Raw genomic sequence first — 21,066 nt, forward strand, 5'->3', positions numbered from 1 at the left:
CACCTATTTTTTATAAAATAACGATGCTGTTGCCTGCGCGGTTGGCATCACAATCATATCGTTGATGTTTACATGCGCCGGGCGGGAAACGGCAAATAGAATACAATCGGCAATATCATCGGCTAAAAGGTTATCAAACCCATCATATACTTTGGCGGCACGTTCTTCATCCCCGTGAAAACGAACGATGGAAAATTCCGTTTCAACCGCACCGGGACAAACCTGGGTAACCTTTATGTTGTGCTTCAGCATATCTATCCGCATCCCTTTTGTCAGCGCGTCCACGGCATGTTTGGTAGCACAATAGACATTTCCATTAGGATAGACTTCTTTTCCTGCAATCGATCCGATGTTGATGATGTGTCCTTTCTCCTGTTTTATCATCAGGGGAGAAACGTAGCGGGTCATGTAGAGCAGTCCCTTAACGTTGGTGTCGATCATTCGATTCCAGTCACCGGTATCTCCTTCCTGCAGGGTACTTAATCCAGCTGCCAGTCCCGCATTGTTGACCAATACATCGATTTTTTTCCAGTCATCCGGCAAATTTTCAATCGCCGATTTTACTTCAAATTCAACACGAACATCAAAACAAAGGGCCAACACACGGGTCCCCGCTTTTTGAAGTTTTTCTTTTACATCTTTTAATCTCTCGTTTCTGCGTCCGGTGATGATAACGTCATAGCCATTTTCGGCTAATCTCCAGGTCGTAGCTTCGCCTATCCCCGATGTGGCACCGGTTATTAGTGCAATCTTTCTCTTCATAACGTATAAAATTATAATAAAATCAAAATTACATCAAAAAATGGAGTTTTTGACCCTTATCATCAAAAAATAAACTATTTTTGAAGTCTACTAAACAAATACCAGCTTTATGGAAGAAGAGTTTATTACCGTCAAAACATTTGCTTTCCCTGCCGATGTATCCATCGTTCAAACATTCATGGAAATGAAAGGTATTGAAGTATTTATGAAAAATTTAACAGCTAGCCGGCTGGCCTATAGCATTGGGGATATCGAGATGCAGGTAAAGGCTTCGGATTATGATGCTGCTAAAAATGCACTTATCGAAGGCGGTTTTGCCGAACCGGAAGACTTTTTTCTTTAAGTTGAATTTTTTTAATCACTAAAAATACATGATTGAGAATAATCTCCCTTATAAAAAGAAAGAATACAAATACATACTCATTGGGTTTCTGATCCTGCTCGGACTGATCCTTTTCAAAGAACTTCGCCTTTACCTGAGCGGTTTTTTAGGAGCTGCCACGCTTTATGTGCTTTTAAAAGGACAGATGACCTACCTGGTAGAAAAAAAGAAGATAAAAAAAGGGTTTGCGGCCACCCTCCTGACCCTGGAAGCCCTATTGTTGTTTTTAGGGCCACTTACAGGCATCGCCTTTTTGGTGATCGATACCGTATCGGGAATTTCTATTGACCCCAAAGCCATAATAGAGAACTTCAACAACTTCGTTAAGATGATTGAAGAGCGGCTTGATTTCGATTTGTTCACCCCCGAAAACTTGTCCAGCCTGCCCAAACTGGGTGGAAACATATTGCAATCGCTCGGTGCAAGTATCTACTCATTAATGATTAATTCCCTTTTTGCACTTTTCATCCTTTTCTATATGCTCTATAACTACGAAAGCTTTGAGAAGATGGTCAAGGAAATTTTGCCCTTTAAAGAAGAAAACAAACAAATCCTGGGTGAAGAAACCAAGATGATCATTCAGGCTAATGCTATCGGAATACCTTTGCTGGCTATTATTCAGGGCGTCTTTGCTTACTTGGGATATATGTTTTTTGGGGTGGATAGCGCCCTGTTGTACGCTATTCTAACGGGATTTACCTCCATTATCCCAATCCTGGGAACAGCTATCGTGTGGGTTCCCATTGCACTAAGTTTATGGCTTGCAGGTGATATCGGGAGCGGTATCGGAATGACTGCATACGGATTCATTATTATTGGCGGTGTTGACAATGTTGCGCGTTTTCTGCTTCAAAAGGTATTGGCCGATATTCATCCGTTGATAACCATTTTCGGAGTATTGATCGGAATTCCCATGTTCGGGTTCTGGGGCGTTATTTTCGGCCCCCTGCTGCTCTCCCTGTTTGTGCTCTTCTTCAATATGTACCGACACGAGTACATTCCAGGCTCAACGGCACAACCACGTGTCACCACCCGGATGAAGTCCCGGAAATTCAGCATACCCCGATACAAAAAGACAAAAGAAAACAATCTTAAAACGTCGTAACCGTACTGATTTCGGATGTTCTAATCCAAAACAGGCAAAAAAAATTATCTTACGTGAACAATTCCTCCGAGAATTTGTTTTATGTAAGAATGATTCTTTATTAGGATTAAGATGCATGTAGATATTAAACACATTCAGGAGCTCATAAAAGAGAAAGATCTGAAAGTAACCCCACAACGAATCGGGGTACTCGAAGCAGTTTACACACTACATAATCATCCCACGGCTGAGCAGATCATTGATTTTATTCACAATAAATATCCCAGCATAGCCATTGGAACGGTTTATAAAACACTCGACACTTTCGTTAAATACGGGGTTATAAATAAGGTCTTGACGGAAGGAGAAGTAACGCGGTACGATGGTGTCTTAAAACACCATCATCACCTCTACAATGAAGGGAACAATGAAATAAAGGATTACGTAAATGAAGAACTGGATGAAATGCTGAAAACTTTTTTCGAGAAAAACGCTATCGAAGATTATCAGATAAGTTCTATCACCCTACATATAAGCGTAAAATCACTAAACAATAATTCAAACAAATAAAAACAATAAAAAATGAAAACAATGAAAACAACTGAATTTACAGGATTAAGAAATGTAGAAAATGTAACCAAGGGGTTACAGCAATTACTGGCCGACTTACAAGTATATTACACCAATTTACGGGGATTTCACTGGAACATAAAGGGCAGGGAGTTTTTTCTTCTCCACGAAAAATTCGAAGAGATGTACAACGATACTGCCGCGAAAGTGGATGAGGTTGCCGAAAGGCTCCTGATGCTCGGTGAAACACCGGCTCACACTTTCACGGAGTACCTGAAAACTGCCAACGTAAAAGAAACCGGCGTAGTTACCGGTACTGATGAAGCCATCAAAAACATTCTCGACACGCTCAAATTGCTCATCGCTTCCGAAAGAGAATTGCTTGCCTTGGCTTCAGAGATTGATGATGAAGTAACCGTAGCGCTTCTGAGCGACTACATCAGCGGACAGGAAAAAGAGGTTTGGATGCTTACTTCATTTTTGTCCTAATCTGCATCTGCTAAAAAAATTATTTTTTAGACATTAATCGTTAACAACAAACATTGTATGGTATGAACGCAGAAGAATTGAAGAAAAAAAGAGACAAAGAAAATCAAAAACCGATGACCACGGTTGCTGGAGCTCCGGTTGGCAACAACCAGGACGCAATGACCGCTGGTCCACGCGGGCCTATGATGCTGCAAGACGTGTGGTTTTTGGAGAAACTTGCTCATTTCGATCGCGAGGTAATTCCGGAGCGACGTATGCATGCTAAAGGGTCGGGTGCCTTCGGCACCTTCACCGTTACCCACGACATTACACCTTACACCAAGGCAAAAATCTTCTCCGAGATTGGCAAGAAGACAGAAATGTTTGTCCGTTTTTCAACCGTTGCCGGTGAGCGTGGGGCAGCCGATGCCGAAAGGGACATCCGTGGCTTTGCCATGAAGTTTTATACCGAAGAAGGCAACTGGGATCTGGTCGGCAACAACACACCGGTCTTCTTTTTCCGCGACCCCCTGAAATTCCCTGATTTGAACCACGCGGTAAAACGTGATCCTTACACCAACCTGCGCAGTCCCAACAACAACTGGGACTTCTGGAGTAGCCTTCCCGAGGCATTGCATCAGGTTACCATCACGATGAGCGACAGGGGGATACCCCGCTCCTATCGGCACATGCACGGCTTCGGAAGCCATACGTTCAGTTTGATCAACGCGGACAACCAGCGTTTCTGGGTAAAGTTCCATTTTGTAACCCAACAGGGCATCGAAAACTTGACCGACCATGAAGCGGTCGAACTGGTTGGGAACGACCGCGAAAGTCATCAGAGGGATCTGTTTGAAGCTATCGGCAACGGCAATTATCCGAAATGGAAGATGTTCATCCAGATAATGACGGAAGAACAAGCCGAGAGCATGCCTTACAACCCGTTCGACCTGACAAAGGTTTGGTATAAAGGTGACTTCCCGCTAATTCCGGTGGGAGAGTTTGAACTGAACCGAAACCCCGAAAACTATTTTCAAGACGTCGAACAAGCCGCCTTCAATCCGGCCAACATTGTTCCGGGAATAGGCTTTTCTCCCGACAGGATGTTACAGGGGCGTTTATTCTCCTACGGAGATGCACAACGATACCGGCTGGGAGTGAACCACCACCAGATTCCTGTAAACATGCCAAGGGGGGCTACGCACACCTACAACTCGTTCCACCGCGACGGACAGATGCGTGTTGACGGGAACCACGGCGCAACATTGCATTACGAACCCAACAGCTACAACATCTGGCGTGAACAACCCGAACACGATGAGCCGACCCAGAAAGTAAGCGGTGATATCAAACGATGGAACTTCCGTGAAGACGATGACAACTACTATGAGCAACCCGGCAAACTATTCCGGCTGATGACTCCCGATGCACAGCAACGGTTGTTCGAAAATACGGCGCGGAATATGAACGGTGTGGAAGAACATATCAAAATCCGCCACATAGGAAATTGTTTTAAAGCCGATCCGGATTATGGAAGAGGGGTTGCCGATGCCTGCGGAATTCCGTACGAGAAGGCAGGAATAAACTGACCGGTTTTCCATTATCCGCCAATTTGTCATCAAATAACTCCGGTCCGGATACCGTTTTGATTTTCCAGAACTGATCAAGGAAATGAATGAATTGTTGCGAGAAATACGGAACTGTAAAGTCTGTGAAGCATTCCTTCCCTTAGGCTCCAAACCAGTAATTGCGGCACACAGCAAAAGCAGAATTGTGGTTATCGGACAGGCACCGGGCCGAATTGTCCACGAAACAGGAGTTCCCTGGAACGATAAAAGCGGCGATAATTTGCGTGAATGGATGGGCGTTGACAAGGCCACCTTTTACGATCCCGAAAAATTTGCCCTGATGCCGATGGGTTTTTGTTATCCGGGCAGGGGCAAATCGGGCGATCTGCCTCCGCAGCCCGAGTGTGCTCCGTTGTGGCACGGAAGGTTGCTGGATGCGATGAAGGACGTAAGGCTTATTTTGCTTGTAGGCAGGTACGCGCAGCAATACTACCTTCGGGATACGGCCAAAGCCACCCTGACGGAAACGATCCTGCATTTTGACGCGTACCTGCCTGATTATTTTCCGCTACCCCATCCGTCACCCCGAAACAACATATGGCAGGCAAAGAATAAGTGGTTTACCGAAAAAGTATTGCCGGAACTCAAAACAAGAGTTAAAGCTGTATTAATTTAGTCACAGAACCCGGGGATTAACTATCTTTGTTGGCATTGTTTTTGTTATTATACCAAATAAAAAACTATATTTGCAATCTACTATTTAGAAGATAAGGAAGTTAATAAATGGACAACAATTTTTCTCAACGGGTCAGGGACATCATGGCTTACAGCCGTGAAGAAGCCGAAAGACTACAAAACAATTATATCGGACCGGAACACTTGATGCTTGCTATTCTCCGTGATGGAGACGGCATGGCCATTCAGGTGCTTCAGGATTTTGATGTGGACATTAAGCATTTAAAAAATTATATCGATGACCGGTTTCGCCAGATTCAGGAGCCGTACGACGAAACACGCGAACTGGTCATCAACAAAAGCACGGAAAAGACGTTAAAGATGAGCATATTGGAGGCCAGGCTCACTAAAAGTGTGGAAACCGATTCGGAACATATCCTGTTGGCGCTGTTGAAGGAGAAAAACACTCCGATAAACGATATCCTGCAACAGTTTCATCTAGATTACTCCAGTGCGTTTCTGTATGTAAAAAGCATACTCGATGCGCACGCAGAAAGCAATGCGGACTCTCCTTCAATGGGTCCGAACTTCACCGACGACGATGACGATGAACAGGCCGGAAAATCATCTTTCAATCCGGGAGGACAAGGTGGACAATCGCAGGCAAAAAGCCCGGCTTCAGACACACCGGTACTTGATAATTTCGGAACAGATATTACCCGTGCCGCCCTGGAGAACCGCCTCGATCCCATCGTGGGACGGGAAAAGGAAATCGAACGCATTGCACAGATACTGAGCCGTCGCAAGAAAAACAATCCCGTGCTCATTGGCGATCCCGGTGTAGGAAAGTCGGCCATCGTGGATGGACTAGCATTACGTATCGTACAGAAAAAAGTTTCACGTGCCATGTTCGACAAACGCGTGATTGCGCTTGATATGGCCTCCATTGTAGCCGGGACCAAGTACCGTGGCCAGTTTGAAGAGCGGATCAAAGCCATACTGAACGAACTGTCTAAAAATCCGAACATCATTCTCTTTATCGACGAAATTCACACCATTGTAGGTGCCGGAGGAGCTGCCGGGTCCCTAGACGCGGCAAACATGCTGAAACCTGCGCTGGCTCGAGGTGAAATTCAGTGCATTGGCGCCACCACACTAGACGAATACCGCAAGAACATCGAAAAAGACGGTGCACTGGAACGTCGTTTCCAGAAAGTAATCGTTGACGCTACCACCCCCGAAGAGACCTTGCAAATCCTCCGGAACATTAAAGAGCGGTACGAAGAACACCACAACGTCCGTTATACCGACGAGGCACTGGAGGCGTGCGTGAAACTGACCGAAAGGTATGTGTCCGACCGCACTTTTCCCGATAAGGCCATCGATGCCCTGGATGAATCCGGCGCGCGTGTTCATATTTCCAATATCTCCATTCCCAAAGTGATTGAAGAGATGGAGGAAGAGCTGAAAGTGGTGGAACAGATGAAAAACGACGCGGTGAAAGCCCAGAAATATGAATTGGCGGCAAGCTATCGCGACAAACAACGCCAGCTTTTGCTGGCACTGGAAGCTGAAGAGCAACGCTGGCAAAAAGAAATAAAGGAAAAACCGGAAATCGTTGACGAAGAAAAAATTGCTGAAGTGGTGGCCATGATATCGGGCGTGCCTGTTCAGCGGATTGCCCAGGCCGAAGGCCAACGCTTGCTGGAAATGAAAAACGAGCTCAAAGCGCAGGTCATCGGCCAGGATGAAGCCGTGGACAAGATCGTGAAGGCTATCCAGCGGAACCGCGTGGGGCTGAAAGATCCCAACAAGCCTATCGGCACGTTTATGTTCCTGGGACCAACAGGCGTCGGGAAAACACACCTGGCAAAAAAGCTAGCGGAGTTTCTGTTCGACTCGCACGAAAACCTTATCCGCGTAGACATGAGCGAATATATGGAGAAGTTCAACGTTTCCCGCCTGGTAGGAGCGCCTCCCGGATACGTGGGGTACGAAGAAGGCGGTCAGTTGACAGAAAAAGTGCGTCGCCGCCCCTACTCCGTTGTGCTGCTTGACGAAATAGAAAAAGCGCATCCCGATGTATTCAACATCCTGCTGCAGATCCTGGACGAGGGACATATCACCGATAGCCTGGGACGTAAAATCGATTTCAAAAATACGATCCTCATCATGACCTCCAATATCGGGACACGACAGCTAAAGGATTTCGGCCGCGGAATCGGGTTCAGCACCAACAGCGATGTCTCCGACACCGAATATTCGCGAAGCGTTATACAAAAAGCGCTGAACAAGGCGTTTGCCCCCGAGTTCTTGAATCGGGTAGACGACATCGTGATGTTTGACCAGTTAAGCAAAGATTCTATCTTCAAAATTATCGACCTGGAACTTAACGGACTATACAAGCGTATCAAAGAGTTGGGTTACTGTGTTGAACTCACTACCGAGGCCAAAGAGTTTCTTGCCGACAAAGGTTACGATGTACAGTTCGGAGCACGTCCGCTAAAACGTGCCATCCAGAAGTACGTGGAAGACGAAATGGCTGAAGTGATCCTGCGGACAGGCATCAAGGAAGGCGAGACCGTAGTGGTGGATTTCAACAAGGAACAACAAAAAATCGAGATAAAAATCACCAAGCACGAGAAGATAGAACAATAATCCGCACAAGATACGGGGCAGCCAACAGGTTGTCCCGTTTTTATCAATTGCTGGGCGTATAAACCCAGAAAATGGCTAAAGAAAACGGCCTGAAACCAGCCAAAGAACTCCGGAAATAAAGAGCAGCCTCTCAGGAGGAATCGAATAGTCGTTCGGCAAATTTGTTGTTTTAAATAAGTGTATTATAAAAAACAACACTGAATATATTAAGTAATTCAACTATATCAAAATAAGGAGAACTTGTATAGCTTTTTATCTATAACAGTTGTCCTTGTATCGAATATGCGAAAGAAAAATAATTCTGAAAATAATAGGTTTTCTAATTGTTTTGTGTTATTTTCGTCAAAATAAAAAAACCTTTTTTGACTGTCATTTTTTAAATACATATACCTTTACTGGCAAGCAATAAGATAAAAAATCGGATTTTGCAGGAATAATTCAAATCCTATCTTTGCTATTGAAAGATTACATCAACTTTATACCTAACCTAACGATTGATTTTGAATAGATTTAAGAATAAACTTACTTTTTGTCCTATATTATAAAGGATTCCAATATCCGACTACAGATGATATACAGAACAGAAATACTGATCAGAAAAATAAAATAATGAAATGAATAGGTTTAAACAACGGGGCATAATCTTACAAAACAAAATTCCATCTAAAAAAAGTGATGTTAGTACACAACATTTTTATAGTAAGGAGTTGTCCTTAAAAGCTAATGATATTGCGTCTGATTGGCATATCACAATAGATTGATAACATTTTCATCAGGCGGGCATAGTTGACTTTATCTCCCAGTGCTTTTGCGAGAAATAGATAATGATTTGGAGAAGCATAAAATCATAGATGGGTTGGCTTGTTTTTAAAATTAGATAAAATAAATATATTCGTGGATCAGAAATCAGAGATACATTTGATTCGATGGAGAGCTATTTTCAGGTTGAAATATGGGAGGATATCATTTAACACGCTTACGTTGTAGAAAATTTCATATAAGCATACAGGCATGAACACACTTTGTCTTTATACTCTTAATTATCCTTACGGACTAGGAGAACAGTTTCTTGAAACAGAAATAAAATATCTTTCAAAATCATTCAATCAAATCTATATAATTCCATTTCAGATATTCGGAAAAAAGCGTCATCTGCCCGAAAATACTAAGGTAATGAAACTTCATTTTGAACTGTATCCGAAATCTAAAATATTTGGAAATATTGGTAAATGGCCTATTTACTGTCTTAGTGATATTATACGCATTAAAAATATAAAAAACATAGTACATTTACTTTTCAAAATATCGTGTTATGCAGAATCTTTATATGTTTTTCTTGAAAAAAACAAGATAACAAATGCCATTCATTACACCTACTGGTTTGATCATTATGCTACATTATTGTCCATTTTAAGGTCAAAAAACAGAATACAATACTTCATTTCGCGCGCTCATGGCTATGATTTATACAATGAGAGAAGAGAAGAGGGTTATATTCCCTTTCGAAAACTGCAATTACAGTATGTAGCAAAACTGTATCTGATTTCAAGACACGGATTGAAATATATAACCGAAAAATACCCGAAATACAAAACAAAGTATAAACTTTCTTATTTGGGAATAGATAATATTATTAATTCAATAAAAGAGAAACAGACGCCATCTTACCTACTTGTAAGCTGTTCCAGGATAGTTGACATAAAGCGGGTTGATAAAATTATAGAATCGTTGGCCTTTATAAAGGATATTTCTGTAAAATGGGTACACTTTGGAGATGGCCCTTTATTTGGAGAAATAAAGAAATTGGCAGATCAACTTCTACCCGAAAATATTGAGGCTGTGTTCTTTGGACATGTAGACAATAAGGATATATATAAGTTCTATCTTACTGAAAAGGTGGACTGTTTTATCAATCTTTCTTCCACAGAAGGTTTGCCTGTTTCCATAATGGAAGCTATCAGTTTTGGAATTCCGATAGTGGCTACCAATGTTGGAGGTAGTTCAGAAATAGTTACGGCTAAAGTTGGGATATTGGTACAGGCAGATTTTGAGGTTGAGGATGTTAAAAATATAATTCTACAAATGCTTTTAGCCAAATCGAGAAATTCTCTTTTCCGAAATGGCGTACACAAATTCTGGGAAGAGAATTTCAACGCCAGTAGAAACTATCCAAATTTTATCGATAATATTTTAAGTGATTATAAACCCTCTAAAAGTATTGAGAATCATGAAATATAATCCTCTCGTTTCAGTTATCATGCCCGTTTATAATTACGGACATTTAATTAAGGAAAGTATTGACAGCGTTCTCGCTCAAACCCTGCCCGATTTTGAACTGATCGTAGTTAATGACGGCTCGACGGATAACAGCAGAGAAATAGCGCATTCTTATCTCGATAAACGCATTAAAATTATTAATTTTCCTGAAAATAGAGGATGTTATCCGGCAATGAATGCCGGCATGAGAGTTGCTAAGGGTGAATATCTCTGCGTGGTTGGATCCGATGACATAAACTTGCCTAAGCGCTTGGAGAAACAATATCTTTTTTTGGAAGAAAATAAAGAATTAGGGATGATCGGAAGTGCATTTCAAATGCTTAATGACCCTCTTCCTTATTATAAAGAAACCGATTACGAGACTATTAAAGTATTATTTTTGCGTAATTGTTATTCGAGCCATGCTACATGTATGGTTAGAACTGCCCTTGTTCAAAAGTACGATTTATATTATAACGAATCATATACCTATTCTTCCGATTATGACTGGCAGGTAAGGGCATTATCCTTATTTCCGGCCAGCAATATTAATGAAATCTTTTATCAGATCCGGATGCATGAACAACAAATTACAAAAAGAAAAGGTAAAGAACAGTTTTTCTTTATGGTGCAAATTCGCATGAAACAACTTTCATTTTTTAGGATCAAACCTACTGAATCTGAGAAAGCATTGCATAATTCTTTCATTAATGGTATGGCCGATTGCCATTTTGATGAAAAATTAATTAACCAATGGATAGATAAACTACTGGAAGCTAATCGAGTAACACGATATTATTCACAGCAAAAATTACAGAATTTTTTGCAAGCACATTGTAATCAATATGTTTTTCAAATGAAACAAACATGAACTCCTACAAGGAAATATCTTATACTCTTGACCTTTTAATCCAACAAATTGCAAAAGTGAGTACCCTTGTCCCACAAAATGGGTTAACGACAGGTAAAATCGGCATTGCTATCCTTTTGTACCAATACGGAAAATATAGGAATGATCTTAAAATGACTGATTATGCGGATATCCTGATAGAATTAATATTGCAGGAAATGAAACAGGGCGTTAAAAGAAGGTTTGATGATGGGTTGTATGGTATTGTATGGGGAATCCATTATTTGATCAAAAAAGGATTTGTTCAGGCTGATGAAGATATATTTGATGAAGTGGATAACATTATTTTTCGCGAGAACAATAAAGCATATTTTTTTAACGATCTTGGTGCTGAAGCAGAAAAAGCTTTGTATATATGGAATAGATTTATTTCAGTGACATCCTCTACAAAAAGTAAATGGGAGCAACATATCGAAAATTGCGTAAATCAATTTCATAAAATATTGATTTTAAAATACATTACTTATATATTACCGGTTTTTTCTTGTAGAACTTTAATTCGGTTTTTTCACATATGTCAAACTTTTTGGAAATATGACATGTTTCGACAAGAAATAGGTGTATTATATGAAGAATTACCTGAAATAGTGAGGATTTCTTTCAAAGAAGAGAAAAGTATTTCTGAAAAATATATATTGGCCTCGTTAATTAATGAAATTCCGACACTTGAAGGATGTGTGTCCACTGTTGATCTTCCTCAATCGATGACATTGGTGGATGCTAATAATTTCTACCTAACCCAATGGATTTTAGATAAAAAGATTTCCATACCCAAAACAGTGGACAAAACTATATTATCCATCATAAAAAATCATCGACGAATTAGTGGATTAATAAATCAACTTAATTCGGATAATGCAGCACTGGGTAATGATGCTGGTGGTTTAGCTTGGGTAATTATGCAATGGTGTATCAATAAGGATAATATGCTGACTTCGAGTGATTAATAATAGAAAACGGGACATATCCAATCGATACACAACGAGAATTTTGAACACTTTCCATCATTGAACTTCTAAAACGATATCCTCTCCATCAACTGTATTCCGTTTAACACTCCCTCGTAATTCGGAAACATATCCCACTTTTTCTGTACAATATATTCATACATTGTATCGTGGCACTTCCCGTATTGATGGTCAATGGTGAAGTCTTTATCTGGTTTTTCCATATCATTTACATCCCAAAAATCAATACGGTTAAGATTAGTTCCACTTAGCCGTATGGTTCCCTTTTCACCGATAACGGTCAATTCAGTAAGATAATTGGAGCGAAACACGCTCACGGTTGCGTTTAAGGCACCTACAGTCCCGTTTTGCAGTTCGCATATTGCCGAAACAGTATCATAAACTTCAAATTTACGCATACGACCTCCTACACCATACGCATTTGTGATTTTTCCGAAAAGAAAATAAATCATATCTACGTAATGGCTCGCTTGCGTGTAAAATACGCCACCATCATAAGCTTTGGTCCCATGCCAGTCTATTCCAAAATAATCATCGTCACGATTCCAAAAGATATTACATACAAACTGATAGATCATTCCCAGTTTGCAGGTATCAATCAGGTCTTTCAAAAACACAATCAGCGGGTTGTAGCGGTTTTGAAATACCGGCAATAATTTCTTCTCAGCCTTGTTCACCCTATCGTACATTTCATACAGTTCACGCTGTGTAAGCGATACTGGTTTTTCGCAAATGATATATGGAATATTGGTATGTTCGGCTATTTCAATGACATGGCGCGGGTGCATTCCCGATGGCGTCATCACGGATACCACATCCACATCTCTTAACTGTTTATAATCCGTAAGATAAGGAACAGACAGTTGCCCGGAAACCGTTTGCGCCTTTTTTTCATCGATGTCGCAAACCACCGAGATATCAATACCCTCCACAGCCCGGACCGCCTCAATATGGCGTTCGGATACTCTGCCGCAACCAACCAATGCCAGTTTCATCGTACTCATTTTATTTAATTCTTGTTACATTATTTTTCTCAATTCGGTATTTCTGCCCGCTTTCAGGACAAACCGCCATTCCATTTCCATCGAAATTCAGGCGATGCCCGTATTCGCTCATCCATCCGGTGTGACGGGCGGGATTGCCGACCAATAAGGCATAAGACGGCACATTTTTGGTAACCACCGCTCCCGCGCCGATGAAAGCATAAGCGCCAATGTCGTGTCCGCAAATGACGGTGGCATTCGCGCCGATGGTTGCGCCTTTCCCTACACGGGTTTTAGCAAACGACCCATGGCGGTTGATGGCACTGCGGGGATTAACCACATTTGTGAAAACACACGACGGGCCGAGAAAGACATCATCGTCGCAAGTTACTCCGGTATAAACCGATACGTTATTCTGTACCTTGACGTTGTTGCCCAATATCACACCAGGTGAGATTACTACATTCTGCCCGATATTGCAATTATTCCCGATCACGCATCCGGCCATCAGATGCGAAAAGTGCCAGATTTTGGTTCCTTTGCCGATTTGGCACCCTTCATCGATAACTGCCGTGGAATGTGCAAAATAATCTTTCTCCATCACTTAAAAAATGTTTGAATAGATGTGATGATATGCTTTTGCTCTTCTTCGGAAAGTTCAGTGTGCATTGGTAATGACAATACCGATTGAGCTAATTCGGTTGATACATTCAACTGCTCAGAAGTGGGAACAATATTTTTGAAGGCGTTCTGCTTGTTAAGAGGCAACGGATAATAAATCATAGAGGGTATACCCTGCTTCAAAAGATGTTCTTTTAAGGCATTGCGCATACCATCCTTTACTTTGAGAGTGTATTGATGATAAACATGTGTGGAGTACGACATTTCTTCAGGAAGCGTTATTCCATCTATATTCTTCAAACCTTCGGAATAAATTCTTGCTGCACGTTGACGGGCTTGTATGTATTCGTCCAGATGCTGAATCTTTACATTAAGAATGGCAGCCTGGAGGGTATCCAGACGTGAGTTGCATCCCAATATTTCATGGCAATACTTCTCAATTTGCCCGTGTACCGTCATCGCTCGCAAACGCTCGGCAAGAATGTCATCGTCAGTCATCAGAGCGCCGCCATCGCCAAAACAGCCTAAATTCTTGGTCGGGAAAAACGAAGTGCAGCCGATATGTCCGATGGTTCCGGTTTGTTTTTTGGAGCCGTCGGAAAAAGTATAATACGCTCCGATTGCCTGCGCGTTGTCTTCCACCACGAACAGCCGGTGTTTCTGCGCGAAGTTCATGATCTCTTCCATCGGACAGCTCTGCCCAAAAAGATGAACGGGAATGATAGCTCTGGTTTTCGGTGAAAGTCCCTTCCCGATGTTACCCAATGTGATGTTAAATGAATGGTAGTCCACATCCACCATTACCGGCACTAACCGTAACAGGCCAATCGCCTCGGCTGCCGCCACATAAGTAAATGCCGGGACGATCACTTCGTCACCCGGCTGCAGGTCCAACGCCATCAATGCCAACTGCAGTGCGTCGGTTCCGTTGGCGCAAGGGATAACATGTTTAGTACCTGTATATTGTTCAAGGCTGGCTTTGAACTCATTGATCTGAGGCCCGTTGATAAAGGCGGAATTGTTGATTACCTGCGATATCGCATCATCCACTTCCGGTTGAATCTTTCTGTATTGATCGATAAGGTCGCACATTTTAATTTCCATAGGCGATCAAATGAAGTTACAATTTATCAATATTTTCGCCGCCCTCACTATATGCGTTCTGCAAATCAACAATCAACCCTGCATGTTTACGTATCATTTCGAAATCATAAACGGCATGTTTGGTTGCAACCACCACTACATCGGCATTTGCGAGTATCTTGGGTGACAACTCCACCGATGAAAACAAATGACCCTCGTGTGTGGTAATGTGCGGGATATACGGGTCGTTGTAGGAAACAATTCCGTTTTTCTTTGCTACTTCATCAATTATTTCAATAATAGGGGATTCGCGTTCATCATTGATATTTGGTTTGTAAGCTACGCCCAAGAAAAAGACTCTACTACCGTTTATTGACTTCTTTTTCCGATTGAGCGCCGAGTTGATTTTGATGTACATATAATACGGCATCCGCATGTTAATATGTCCGGCAGTATGTATCATGCTCAAGTCAAAATTATAAATCTTAGCGATATATTCTAAATAAAACGGATCGAACGGGATACAATGGCCTCCGATACCCGCCCCGGGATAAAACGCTTGAAATCCGAATGGTTTGGTTTTGGCAGCTTCGATCACTTCCCAAATATTGATATCCATTTTACCTGCCAACAAGGCCAATTCGTTGATGAGGCTGATATTGACCAGACGGTAGGTGTTTTCAAGAATCTTGACCATTTCGGCTACACGTGGCGAACTTACCGTATGAATTTTTTCGATAGCTTTTGAATAAATACTTTTTCCTATTTCCAATCCCTCCGGTGTGATAGCTCCAATTACTTTCGGGATATTTTTAATATGGAAGAAAGAGTTGCCCGGATCAATCCGTTCGGGAGAAAATGCCAACCAGAAATCCTTGCCGTGCTTCATACCCGATTCCTTTTCAATAATCGGCATCATGAACGTTTCGGTAGTGGTGGGATAGGTAGTGCTTTCGAGGCATATGAACACTTCACGTTTCATGTATTGCCCAATACTGACACATGCCGATTCGATATAACTCATATCGGGCTTTTTAAAACGGTCTAACGGTGTCGGAACGCAAATTAACAAAACATCACAGTAATTAATTTTCGAGAAATCGGTTGTAGCTTTTAAAAACTCATTACTAATCGCCTCTTTCAACGCAGCATCACGGATATCCTTAATATAGTTTTCACCCTGGTTGATTTTATCAACATATTCCTGAGATTTGTCGAAACCAATTACATGCAGTTCAGCTTCTGCAAAAGCCACCGCTAAAGGTAAGCCCACATATCCCAAGCCGACTACCCCAATAACTTCCTTATTGTTATCGATTTTCTTCCGTATGTCCACTTTGTTATTTTATAGAGGTAAAATTTTATTTTGCTTCATAAACTATTCTTTAATATTTTTTTTACCGGCATAAAAAAACGCTCTATCAACCGTAGATCTTCAGTAATAATATCAGCTGTACCCAGTATCTGTTGGGTTATGGGTAGTGTTTTTTCATAATTGGTTTTCATCCCGTTTGGGAATTGAATTTCCACCACGTAAAATCCTTCGGCGTCTGGAACACTTGATATGCTTTCAATTCTTCCAATTAAATAACCAAACTCCTGGTCCGGGAAATTGTTGATGCGGACATTTGCTCGCTGCCCTATCCTGACCTTCCCTGCGCCCTGAACAGGAAGCATGGCTTTACCTTTAGGTGTATCCTGTTGGGACGGGATAACCGTAAAAACGGTCTCACCAACATTTACGTTTTGATTGCTGCTCCAAATTCCCATTTGCGTAACAAAACCGTCGATGGGGCTCACTAATAGATAATCGCGCTCCCACTCTTTTATCTGAGCATTGAGTGCTTCAGCAGCATTTTGTAACGAAAGCTGGTACTTTCGCTCCAATTCTGTAGCCTGTTGCTGAAGATCCAACAGGTTTTCTTCGCCTTGCATGAGCTGTAATTCTGACTGTTTGAGCGATGCATTAAAGGAAAGATACACTTGCTTGTTTTGTAAAAAGCTGCTTTTAGATAAATCGTATTCATTACCCGAAATTACGTTTTTTGATAAAAGAATGGAGTCGCGCTCGAAAATACTTTTTGATGTCTTGAATTGTTCATTTACGACCGGCTCCTGTTTGATGATGCGATCGTAATATTCTTTTTGAGTTACCAACTGTTGTTTTTGTGAAGCAATTTTTTGAGGATAATAATTTAATGTTTTATAATTCTGATAATCGCTCAAACTGTTGAGAAAAGCGGCATAAACGGATTGGATGCTTCCCAAGGCAAACGATTTTTCTGCAAAAACGGACAATGCCGTTTCATCGGAATAGTCCGATGCTTCCCATCGTTTTATCGTTTGGATAAGCAATAGCATATCTTCGCTGTTTGCCGGATTCTGGATAACCGCCAGTGGCGTTTGAGCTCCAACCGCCTCGTTGTTTCTAACGAATATTTCATCAATCTTTCCCGTGGATCGGGCAATGATGCTCGCAGGAGGTTCTAATGAAGTTACAGTAATTTCGGCCGTTATTACATCGGGATACTTAAAGAACCAACTGCCAACAAGTAATAACAAAACAATAGTGAACAATGTAGTTATTCCTCTTCTTAATATCCACGATGGAATTTGACTCATCACCTCCTGGACTTCCTCGCTGCGAAGCTCTATTTCCTTGTATTTTTTAATTTTTTCACCCATGCTTTGCGTATTATTTCCAAGTTTCAATAGGCTCTTTACCAATTCGTAATATTTCACTTTCAGAACTGTAAGTTAATCATGTGTACCTTCTCCGACAACTTTTTTCCCTATTATGGACCTACTTAAAAATGGCTTTATATATATGTAGAACAAAAATCTTTCGTTTACTAACTGTTAAAACAAATCATTAACCTCAAATACGTGGAACCCATATGCTTTGTATCATAGCATACTTAATATTGATATAACTTCTTGAATCAGGACAAAACTATTTTTAATTTGTAATGTTTTTTAATATATAGTTGATACATAACATAAAGTCATTTTCAAACAAACTGAAACGCTGTCGCTAATTCCTAATTAACTATAAAATTAAAATAATACTATTTTTCTCAACTTTACATTCTTTTAATTTATATCTTTTCTTAGTTTATTGAATATCATTCTAATCTCCTCAGTATTAGGCGATGGGGCATTACTATTTATAAGGTTACCCTTTGGATCGTAAATTATATATCTAGGAATTGTATTAACTTTCAATTTACTTAAGTATGAAGAAGTTTTTGAATTTATAATGGAGTAACTATTCGCGTCGATTTTTTCATCCTTACAAGCTTTTAGCCAATTGCTTTTAATATCATCTTTTGCCAAATATATAAAAACAACATTTTTATCTTTAAATTCTGATTTTAACTTTCTGCTATATTTGAATGCTTCTCTGCACGGAGCACACCAACTTGCCCAGAAATCAATATACAAAATAGATCCCTTATATTTATTTAATACAGACTGCAAAGTATAAGTATTACCATTCATATCTTCAAGAAGAAGTTCATTTTTTTGAGAAAAATCAATTTCGTATTTTCTCAATAATTTTTTTGTAAATATCGAATCGCCAAATAAATTTATGAATTTTCTATTATATTCTTCGATACTAAAAACATTGCCATTCTCAAAGATCTTATCTAACTCCAAAGCCATAAAATGACGTTTGGCATTATTAGTCAAGAAATCTAGGCTAAAGATGGTATCAAATCTTTCTTCATAATTATGACGTTGATAGCCTTCACCTCTAATCATCGGTATAGCATTTAATCGTGTATTTAGTTTATAAGACAATATGTCTCTGTAATTTTTGTAATTTAATAAAGAGTCTTCATTTTCTGAAAAAAGCACAGTGTCAGAAAGTAACTTGTTGAAGTTATTATCAAAGGGTAATAGGCCATTTTTCTTAAAAGAAATATATATTTTAGATACTAAATTGTTGTAACGATATTGAAAACTATTTATTGACAAAACATTCCTTTTTTGCAAAGAATCTAGTAAATACTTTTCAGTTTGTAGTTCACTAATTAATAATTCTCTAAATTTTTCTTTACTAATTTTCGGGATTGTGTTACTAAAGTATTGATACCTGTATAAGGCTTCAATCGGAATATTGTCTTCTTTTGTTATTTCTAAATTATAATTTACCTCTTGTCTATTAGTTGATCTATTCATTATTTCAGCAAAAGGCTTATCATCTTCGTAATTAAAAATAATAGTATTGGACTTGCAAACTTAATTGAGACAAAAAGTTAAGCGACATTTTTAATTGATTCTTTTTTAATATTATACTGATTCCAAAATTCATCAATGGTTAAGTTTCCCAATGCTGAGAATCTTCTTTTATGATTATACCAGGATTCAATATATTCAAATACATACAAGCGCATTTGCTCTCTTGTTTTGAGTTTGGTACCATAGACCAATTCAGATTTGAAAGTTTTGAAAAAGCTTTCAGCCACGGCATTATCCCAACAATTTCCCTTTCCACTCATACTTTGTTCCAGCTTCAAGGATTTCAACAGATTGACAGTCTGTTTGCAAGCATATTGTATGCCCCGGTCAGAATGAAATATCATTCCTTCTCCAAAAGGTCTGTTCCTATTGGCCATCCTGATGGCCGGAACTACGGTATGGGATGCATTCATATGATCGCTTATGGACCATCCGATCAGTTTGCGGTCAAAAAGATCCAGCACACAGGTCAGATAAAGAAATCCATCCTTACACGGAATATACGTCAGGTCAGAGACACACGCTTTCACAGGCTCATTCTGATTAAATTCGCGATTCAACAGATTTGGAGCAACCTTATAGTTGTGAGAGGCATCCGTCGTCACTTTGAATCGTCTCGAGAGTTTGCTGCGCAAGCCCATTTTCCTCATGTGGCATGCTACAGTGGTTCTCGAGACAGGAGTTCCGGATACCTGCAAATCCTTTGCCAGCCGGGGGCTTCCATTGCGTCCCCTGGCTGCAAAATATGCATCCCTGATCTTTTCGTCCAGCTCCATATATTTGCGCTTACGTTGGCCCTCCGGATCTTTAAGCCAGCGGTAATAACTGCTCCTGGGGACTTTCAGTACTCTGCACATCACCTCGACCGTCCATTGTTTCGAGTTATATTCCTTTATAAAGAGATAGATCAACGATCTCTCTTGGAGATGATGCTCAAAGCTTTTTTTAATATGTCCCGCTCCGTTTCAGCCTCGCCAAGGCGTTTTTCCAGTTCAGCAATCCTTTTGGTATCTTCACTTAATGACTGGACACCGTGTCCGGGGAAACTGGCTTCTCCTTTCTGCTGGTATTCTTTCCGCCAACGATATAAAAGAAAGGGGGCAATACCCAATTCCTGTGCAAGCTCGGAAATATTCTTGCGTTCTAAACTGAGTTTGACCGCATTCTCTTTGAATGCCTTGTCAAAATGGGTTCTTTGTTTTCTCATATTACACAAAAATAAGCGTTTATGCTTAACTCTGTGTCCCGGCTAAGTTAGTAATTCCATATCACCTTTCTCAAACAAATACAAGGCTTCATTTACGGCATTATATTTATGGGATAATTCAACATGTTTTCTTTTAGTGTTAATTCTAAGAGTGTCGGATACACTTGGCCTTATAGAATAAAACTTTTGGTATAATGAGTCGTTGACGTAGAAAACATCATATTCCGTTCTTATTTTTAAGTTTCCATCGAGCATTTTGAAATTGATACTATCTGGACAATTTTTAAAAATAAGAACAATATTTTTTTCTTTTTCTTCAATATTTTTATCGTTTTTGTTGAAACAACTTGTAAATAAAATAATCAAAGAGAAACTAAATAATAAAAGAAAAAGATGTTTATAAATTTTCAATATAATATATTTCATTAGTAATTTATTATTTAAATTTTGAGCTACTTCAAAATTTTTACATATATAAATAGATTTATTAAAAACATACTTAAATAGTAAATTTTGAAGTAGTTTAAAAATCACAGAAAATCAATTAAATAATTGGGATTGATAAACTTCCATAGATGAATCGAGTATAAATGGTTAATTATTAAAGTAATTCCATTTATATTTCT

At 40.0% G+C, this 21,066-nt stretch carries 19 protein-coding genes; 10 read left to right on the top strand and 9 right to left on the bottom strand.

Going from position 1 to position 21,066, the window contains the following annotated elements:
* Nucleotides 1-3: 3 nt before the first annotated feature.
* Nucleotides 4-762 (bottom strand): SDR family oxidoreductase, encoded by a 759-nt coding sequence (locus AACM02_RS10460; RefSeq protein WP_339116921.1) that lies wholly within the window; start codon nucleotides 760-762, stop codon nucleotides 4-6.
* A gap of 109 nt (nucleotides 763-871) precedes the next feature.
* Here AACM02_RS10460 and AACM02_RS10465 point away from each other — a divergent pair, with 109 nt between their 5' ends.
* The 10 genes from AACM02_RS10465 to AACM02_RS10510 all read left to right on the top strand — a co-directional run bounded on the left by AACM02_RS10465 (nucleotide 872) and on the right by AACM02_RS10510 (nucleotide 12,280).
* Complete coding sequence (locus AACM02_RS10465; RefSeq protein ID WP_332455678.1) at nucleotides 872-1,105, top strand: putative signal transducing protein; 234 nt, start codon at nucleotides 872-874, stop codon at nucleotides 1,103-1,105.
* A gap of 28 nt (nucleotides 1,106-1,133) precedes the next feature.
* Nucleotides 1,134-2,249 carry an AI-2E family transporter gene (locus AACM02_RS10470; RefSeq protein ID WP_332455679.1) on the top strand — a complete coding sequence of 372 codons (1,116 nt, stop codon included), beginning with the start codon at nucleotides 1,134-1,136 and terminating at the stop codon, nucleotides 2,247-2,249.
* A 111-nt stretch (nucleotides 2,250-2,360) separates the two neighbouring features.
* On the top strand, nucleotides 2,361-2,798 hold the full coding sequence (locus AACM02_RS10475; protein ID WP_339116922.1) for a Fur family transcriptional regulator: 438 nt from the start codon (nucleotides 2,361-2,363) through the stop codon (nucleotides 2,796-2,798).
* 21 nt (nucleotides 2,799-2,819) lie between these two features.
* Nucleotides 2,820-3,287: a DNA starvation/stationary phase protection protein gene (locus tag AACM02_RS10480; RefSeq protein ID WP_339116923.1), complete on the top strand. Its 468-nt coding sequence runs from the start codon at nucleotides 2,820-2,822 to the stop codon at nucleotides 3,285-3,287.
* 113 nt (nucleotides 3,288-3,400) lie between these two features.
* Nucleotides 3,401-4,855: a catalase gene (locus AACM02_RS10485; RefSeq protein WP_339117455.1), complete on the top strand. Its 1,455-nt coding sequence runs from the start codon at nucleotides 3,401-3,403 to the stop codon at nucleotides 4,853-4,855.
* Nucleotides 4,856-4,937: 82 nt separating this feature from the next.
* Complete coding sequence (locus tag AACM02_RS10490; protein WP_339116924.1) at nucleotides 4,938-5,510, top strand: uracil-DNA glycosylase family protein; 573 nt, start codon at nucleotides 4,938-4,940, stop codon at nucleotides 5,508-5,510.
* Between the two features lie 107 nt (nucleotides 5,511-5,617).
* Nucleotides 5,618-8,167, top strand: a complete 2,550-nt coding sequence (locus tag AACM02_RS10495; RefSeq protein ID WP_339116925.1) for an ATP-dependent Clp protease ATP-binding subunit — start codon at nucleotides 5,618-5,620, stop codon at nucleotides 8,165-8,167.
* 1,011 nt (nucleotides 8,168-9,178) lie between these two features.
* Nucleotides 9,179-10,405, top strand: coding sequence for a glycosyltransferase (locus AACM02_RS10500; protein ID WP_339116926.1), 1,227 nt, complete (start codon nucleotides 9,179-9,181; stop codon nucleotides 10,403-10,405).
* Complete coding sequence (locus tag AACM02_RS10505; protein WP_339116927.1) at nucleotides 10,395-11,294, top strand: glycosyltransferase; 900 nt, start codon at nucleotides 10,395-10,397, stop codon at nucleotides 11,292-11,294. Before AACM02_RS10500 ends, AACM02_RS10505 begins: the two co-directional genes overlap by 11 nt.
* The gene (locus AACM02_RS10510; RefSeq protein WP_339116928.1) at nucleotides 11,291-12,280 is read left to right on the top strand and encodes a hypothetical protein; all 990 of its coding nucleotides are present in this window, start codon (nucleotides 11,291-11,293) and stop codon (nucleotides 12,278-12,280) included. Before AACM02_RS10505 ends, AACM02_RS10510 begins: the two co-directional genes overlap by 4 nt.
* Before the next feature lie 68 nt (nucleotides 12,281-12,348).
* Here AACM02_RS10510 and AACM02_RS10515 read toward each other — a convergent pair whose 3' ends face one another.
* The 8 genes from AACM02_RS10515 to AACM02_RS10550 form a co-directional block, all read right to left on the bottom strand.
* Nucleotides 12,349-13,305: a Gfo/Idh/MocA family oxidoreductase gene (locus tag AACM02_RS10515; protein ID WP_339116929.1), complete on the bottom strand. Its 957-nt coding sequence runs from the start codon at nucleotides 13,303-13,305 to the stop codon at nucleotides 12,349-12,351.
* 1 nt (nucleotide 13,306) lies between these two features.
* Nucleotides 13,307-13,885, bottom strand: a complete 579-nt coding sequence (locus AACM02_RS10520; RefSeq protein ID WP_339116930.1) for an acyltransferase — start codon at nucleotides 13,883-13,885, stop codon at nucleotides 13,307-13,309.
* The gene (locus AACM02_RS10525; RefSeq protein WP_339116931.1) at nucleotides 13,885-15,009 is read right to left on the bottom strand and encodes a DegT/DnrJ/EryC1/StrS aminotransferase family protein; all 1,125 of its coding nucleotides are present in this window, start codon (nucleotides 15,007-15,009) and stop codon (nucleotides 13,885-13,887) included. The genes AACM02_RS10520 and AACM02_RS10525 overlap by 1 nt, the downstream gene beginning before the upstream one ends.
* A gap of 16 nt (nucleotides 15,010-15,025) precedes the next feature.
* Entirely contained in the window at nucleotides 15,026-16,324 is a 1,299-nt protein-coding gene (locus tag AACM02_RS10530) for a nucleotide sugar dehydrogenase (protein WP_339116932.1), read from the bottom strand.
* A 35-nt stretch (nucleotides 16,325-16,359) separates the two neighbouring features.
* Nucleotides 16,360-17,730, bottom strand: coding sequence for an HlyD family efflux transporter periplasmic adaptor subunit (locus tag AACM02_RS10535; protein WP_339116933.1), 1,371 nt, complete (start codon nucleotides 17,728-17,730; stop codon nucleotides 16,360-16,362).
* Nucleotides 17,731-18,081: 351 nt separating this feature from the next.
* A complete protein-coding gene (locus tag AACM02_RS10540; RefSeq protein WP_339116934.1) occupies nucleotides 18,082-19,173 on the bottom strand; it encodes a TlpA disulfide reductase family protein in 1,092 nt (363 codons plus the stop codon).
* Nucleotides 19,174-19,250: 77 nt separating this feature from the next.
* On the bottom strand, nucleotides 19,251-20,144 hold the full coding sequence (locus AACM02_RS10545; RefSeq protein WP_332456298.1) for an IS3 family transposase: 894 nt from the start codon (nucleotides 20,142-20,144) through the stop codon (nucleotides 19,251-19,253).
* Nucleotides 20,141-20,440, bottom strand: a complete 300-nt coding sequence (locus tag AACM02_RS10550) for a transposase (protein ID WP_071135911.1) — start codon at nucleotides 20,438-20,440, stop codon at nucleotides 20,141-20,143. The genes AACM02_RS10545 and AACM02_RS10550 overlap by 4 nt, the downstream gene beginning before the upstream one ends.
* Nucleotides 20,441-21,066: the final 626 nt, after the last annotated feature.

It is taken from the genome of Petrimonas sp. (genome assembly GCF_963921705.1).
Taxonomy (GTDB): Bacteria; Bacteroidota; Bacteroidia; order Bacteroidales; family Dysgonomonadaceae; genus Petrimonas; species Petrimonas sulfuriphila.

Bases quoted from the DNA above. Each gene is read 5' to 3' on its own strand.
- AACM02_RS10495 (WP_339116925.1), top strand. From the start codon at position 5,618: ATGGACAACAATTTTTCTCAACGGGTCAGGGACATCATGGCTTACAGC.
- AACM02_RS10470 (WP_332455679.1), top strand. From the start codon at position 1,134: ATGATTGAGAATAATCTCCCTTATAAAAAGAAAGAATACAAATACATA.
- AACM02_RS10515 (WP_339116929.1), bottom strand. From the start codon at position 13,305: ATGAGTACGATGAAACTGGCATTGGTTGGTTGCGGCAGAGTATCCGAA.
- AACM02_RS10465 (WP_332455678.1), top strand. From the start codon at position 872: ATGGAAGAAGAGTTTATTACCGTCAAAACATTTGCTTTCCCTGCCGAT.
- AACM02_RS10510 (WP_339116928.1), top strand. From the start codon at position 11,291: ATGAACTCCTACAAGGAAATATCTTATACTCTTGACCTTTTAATCCAA.
- AACM02_RS10525 (WP_339116931.1), bottom strand. From the start codon at position 15,009: ATGGAAATTAAAATGTGCGACCTTATCGATCAATACAGAAAGATTCAA.
- AACM02_RS10460 (WP_339116921.1), bottom strand. From the start codon at position 762: ATGAAGAGAAAGATTGCACTAATAACCGGTGCCACATCGGGGATAGGC.
- AACM02_RS10480 (WP_339116923.1), top strand. From the start codon at position 2,820: ATGAAAACAACTGAATTTACAGGATTAAGAAATGTAGAAAATGTAACC.
- AACM02_RS10520 (WP_339116930.1), bottom strand. From the start codon at position 13,885: ATGGAGAAAGATTATTTTGCACATTCCACGGCAGTTATCGATGAAGGG.
- AACM02_RS10550 (WP_071135911.1), bottom strand. From the start codon at position 20,440: ATGAGAAAACAAAGAACCCATTTTGACAAGGCATTCAAAGAGAATGCG.
- AACM02_RS10505 (WP_339116927.1), top strand. From the start codon at position 10,395: ATGAAATATAATCCTCTCGTTTCAGTTATCATGCCCGTTTATAATTAC.
- AACM02_RS10500 (WP_339116926.1), top strand. From the start codon at position 9,179: ATGAACACACTTTGTCTTTATACTCTTAATTATCCTTACGGACTAGGA.
- AACM02_RS10540 (WP_339116934.1), bottom strand. From the start codon at position 19,173: ATGAATAGATCAACTAATAGACAAGAGGTAAATTATAATTTAGAAATA.
- AACM02_RS10490 (WP_339116924.1), top strand. From the start codon at position 4,938: ATGAATGAATTGTTGCGAGAAATACGGAACTGTAAAGTCTGTGAAGCA.
- AACM02_RS10475 (WP_339116922.1), top strand. From the start codon at position 2,361: ATGCATGTAGATATTAAACACATTCAGGAGCTCATAAAAGAGAAAGAT.
- AACM02_RS10485 (WP_339117455.1), top strand. From the start codon at position 3,401: ATGACCACGGTTGCTGGAGCTCCGGTTGGCAACAACCAGGACGCAATG.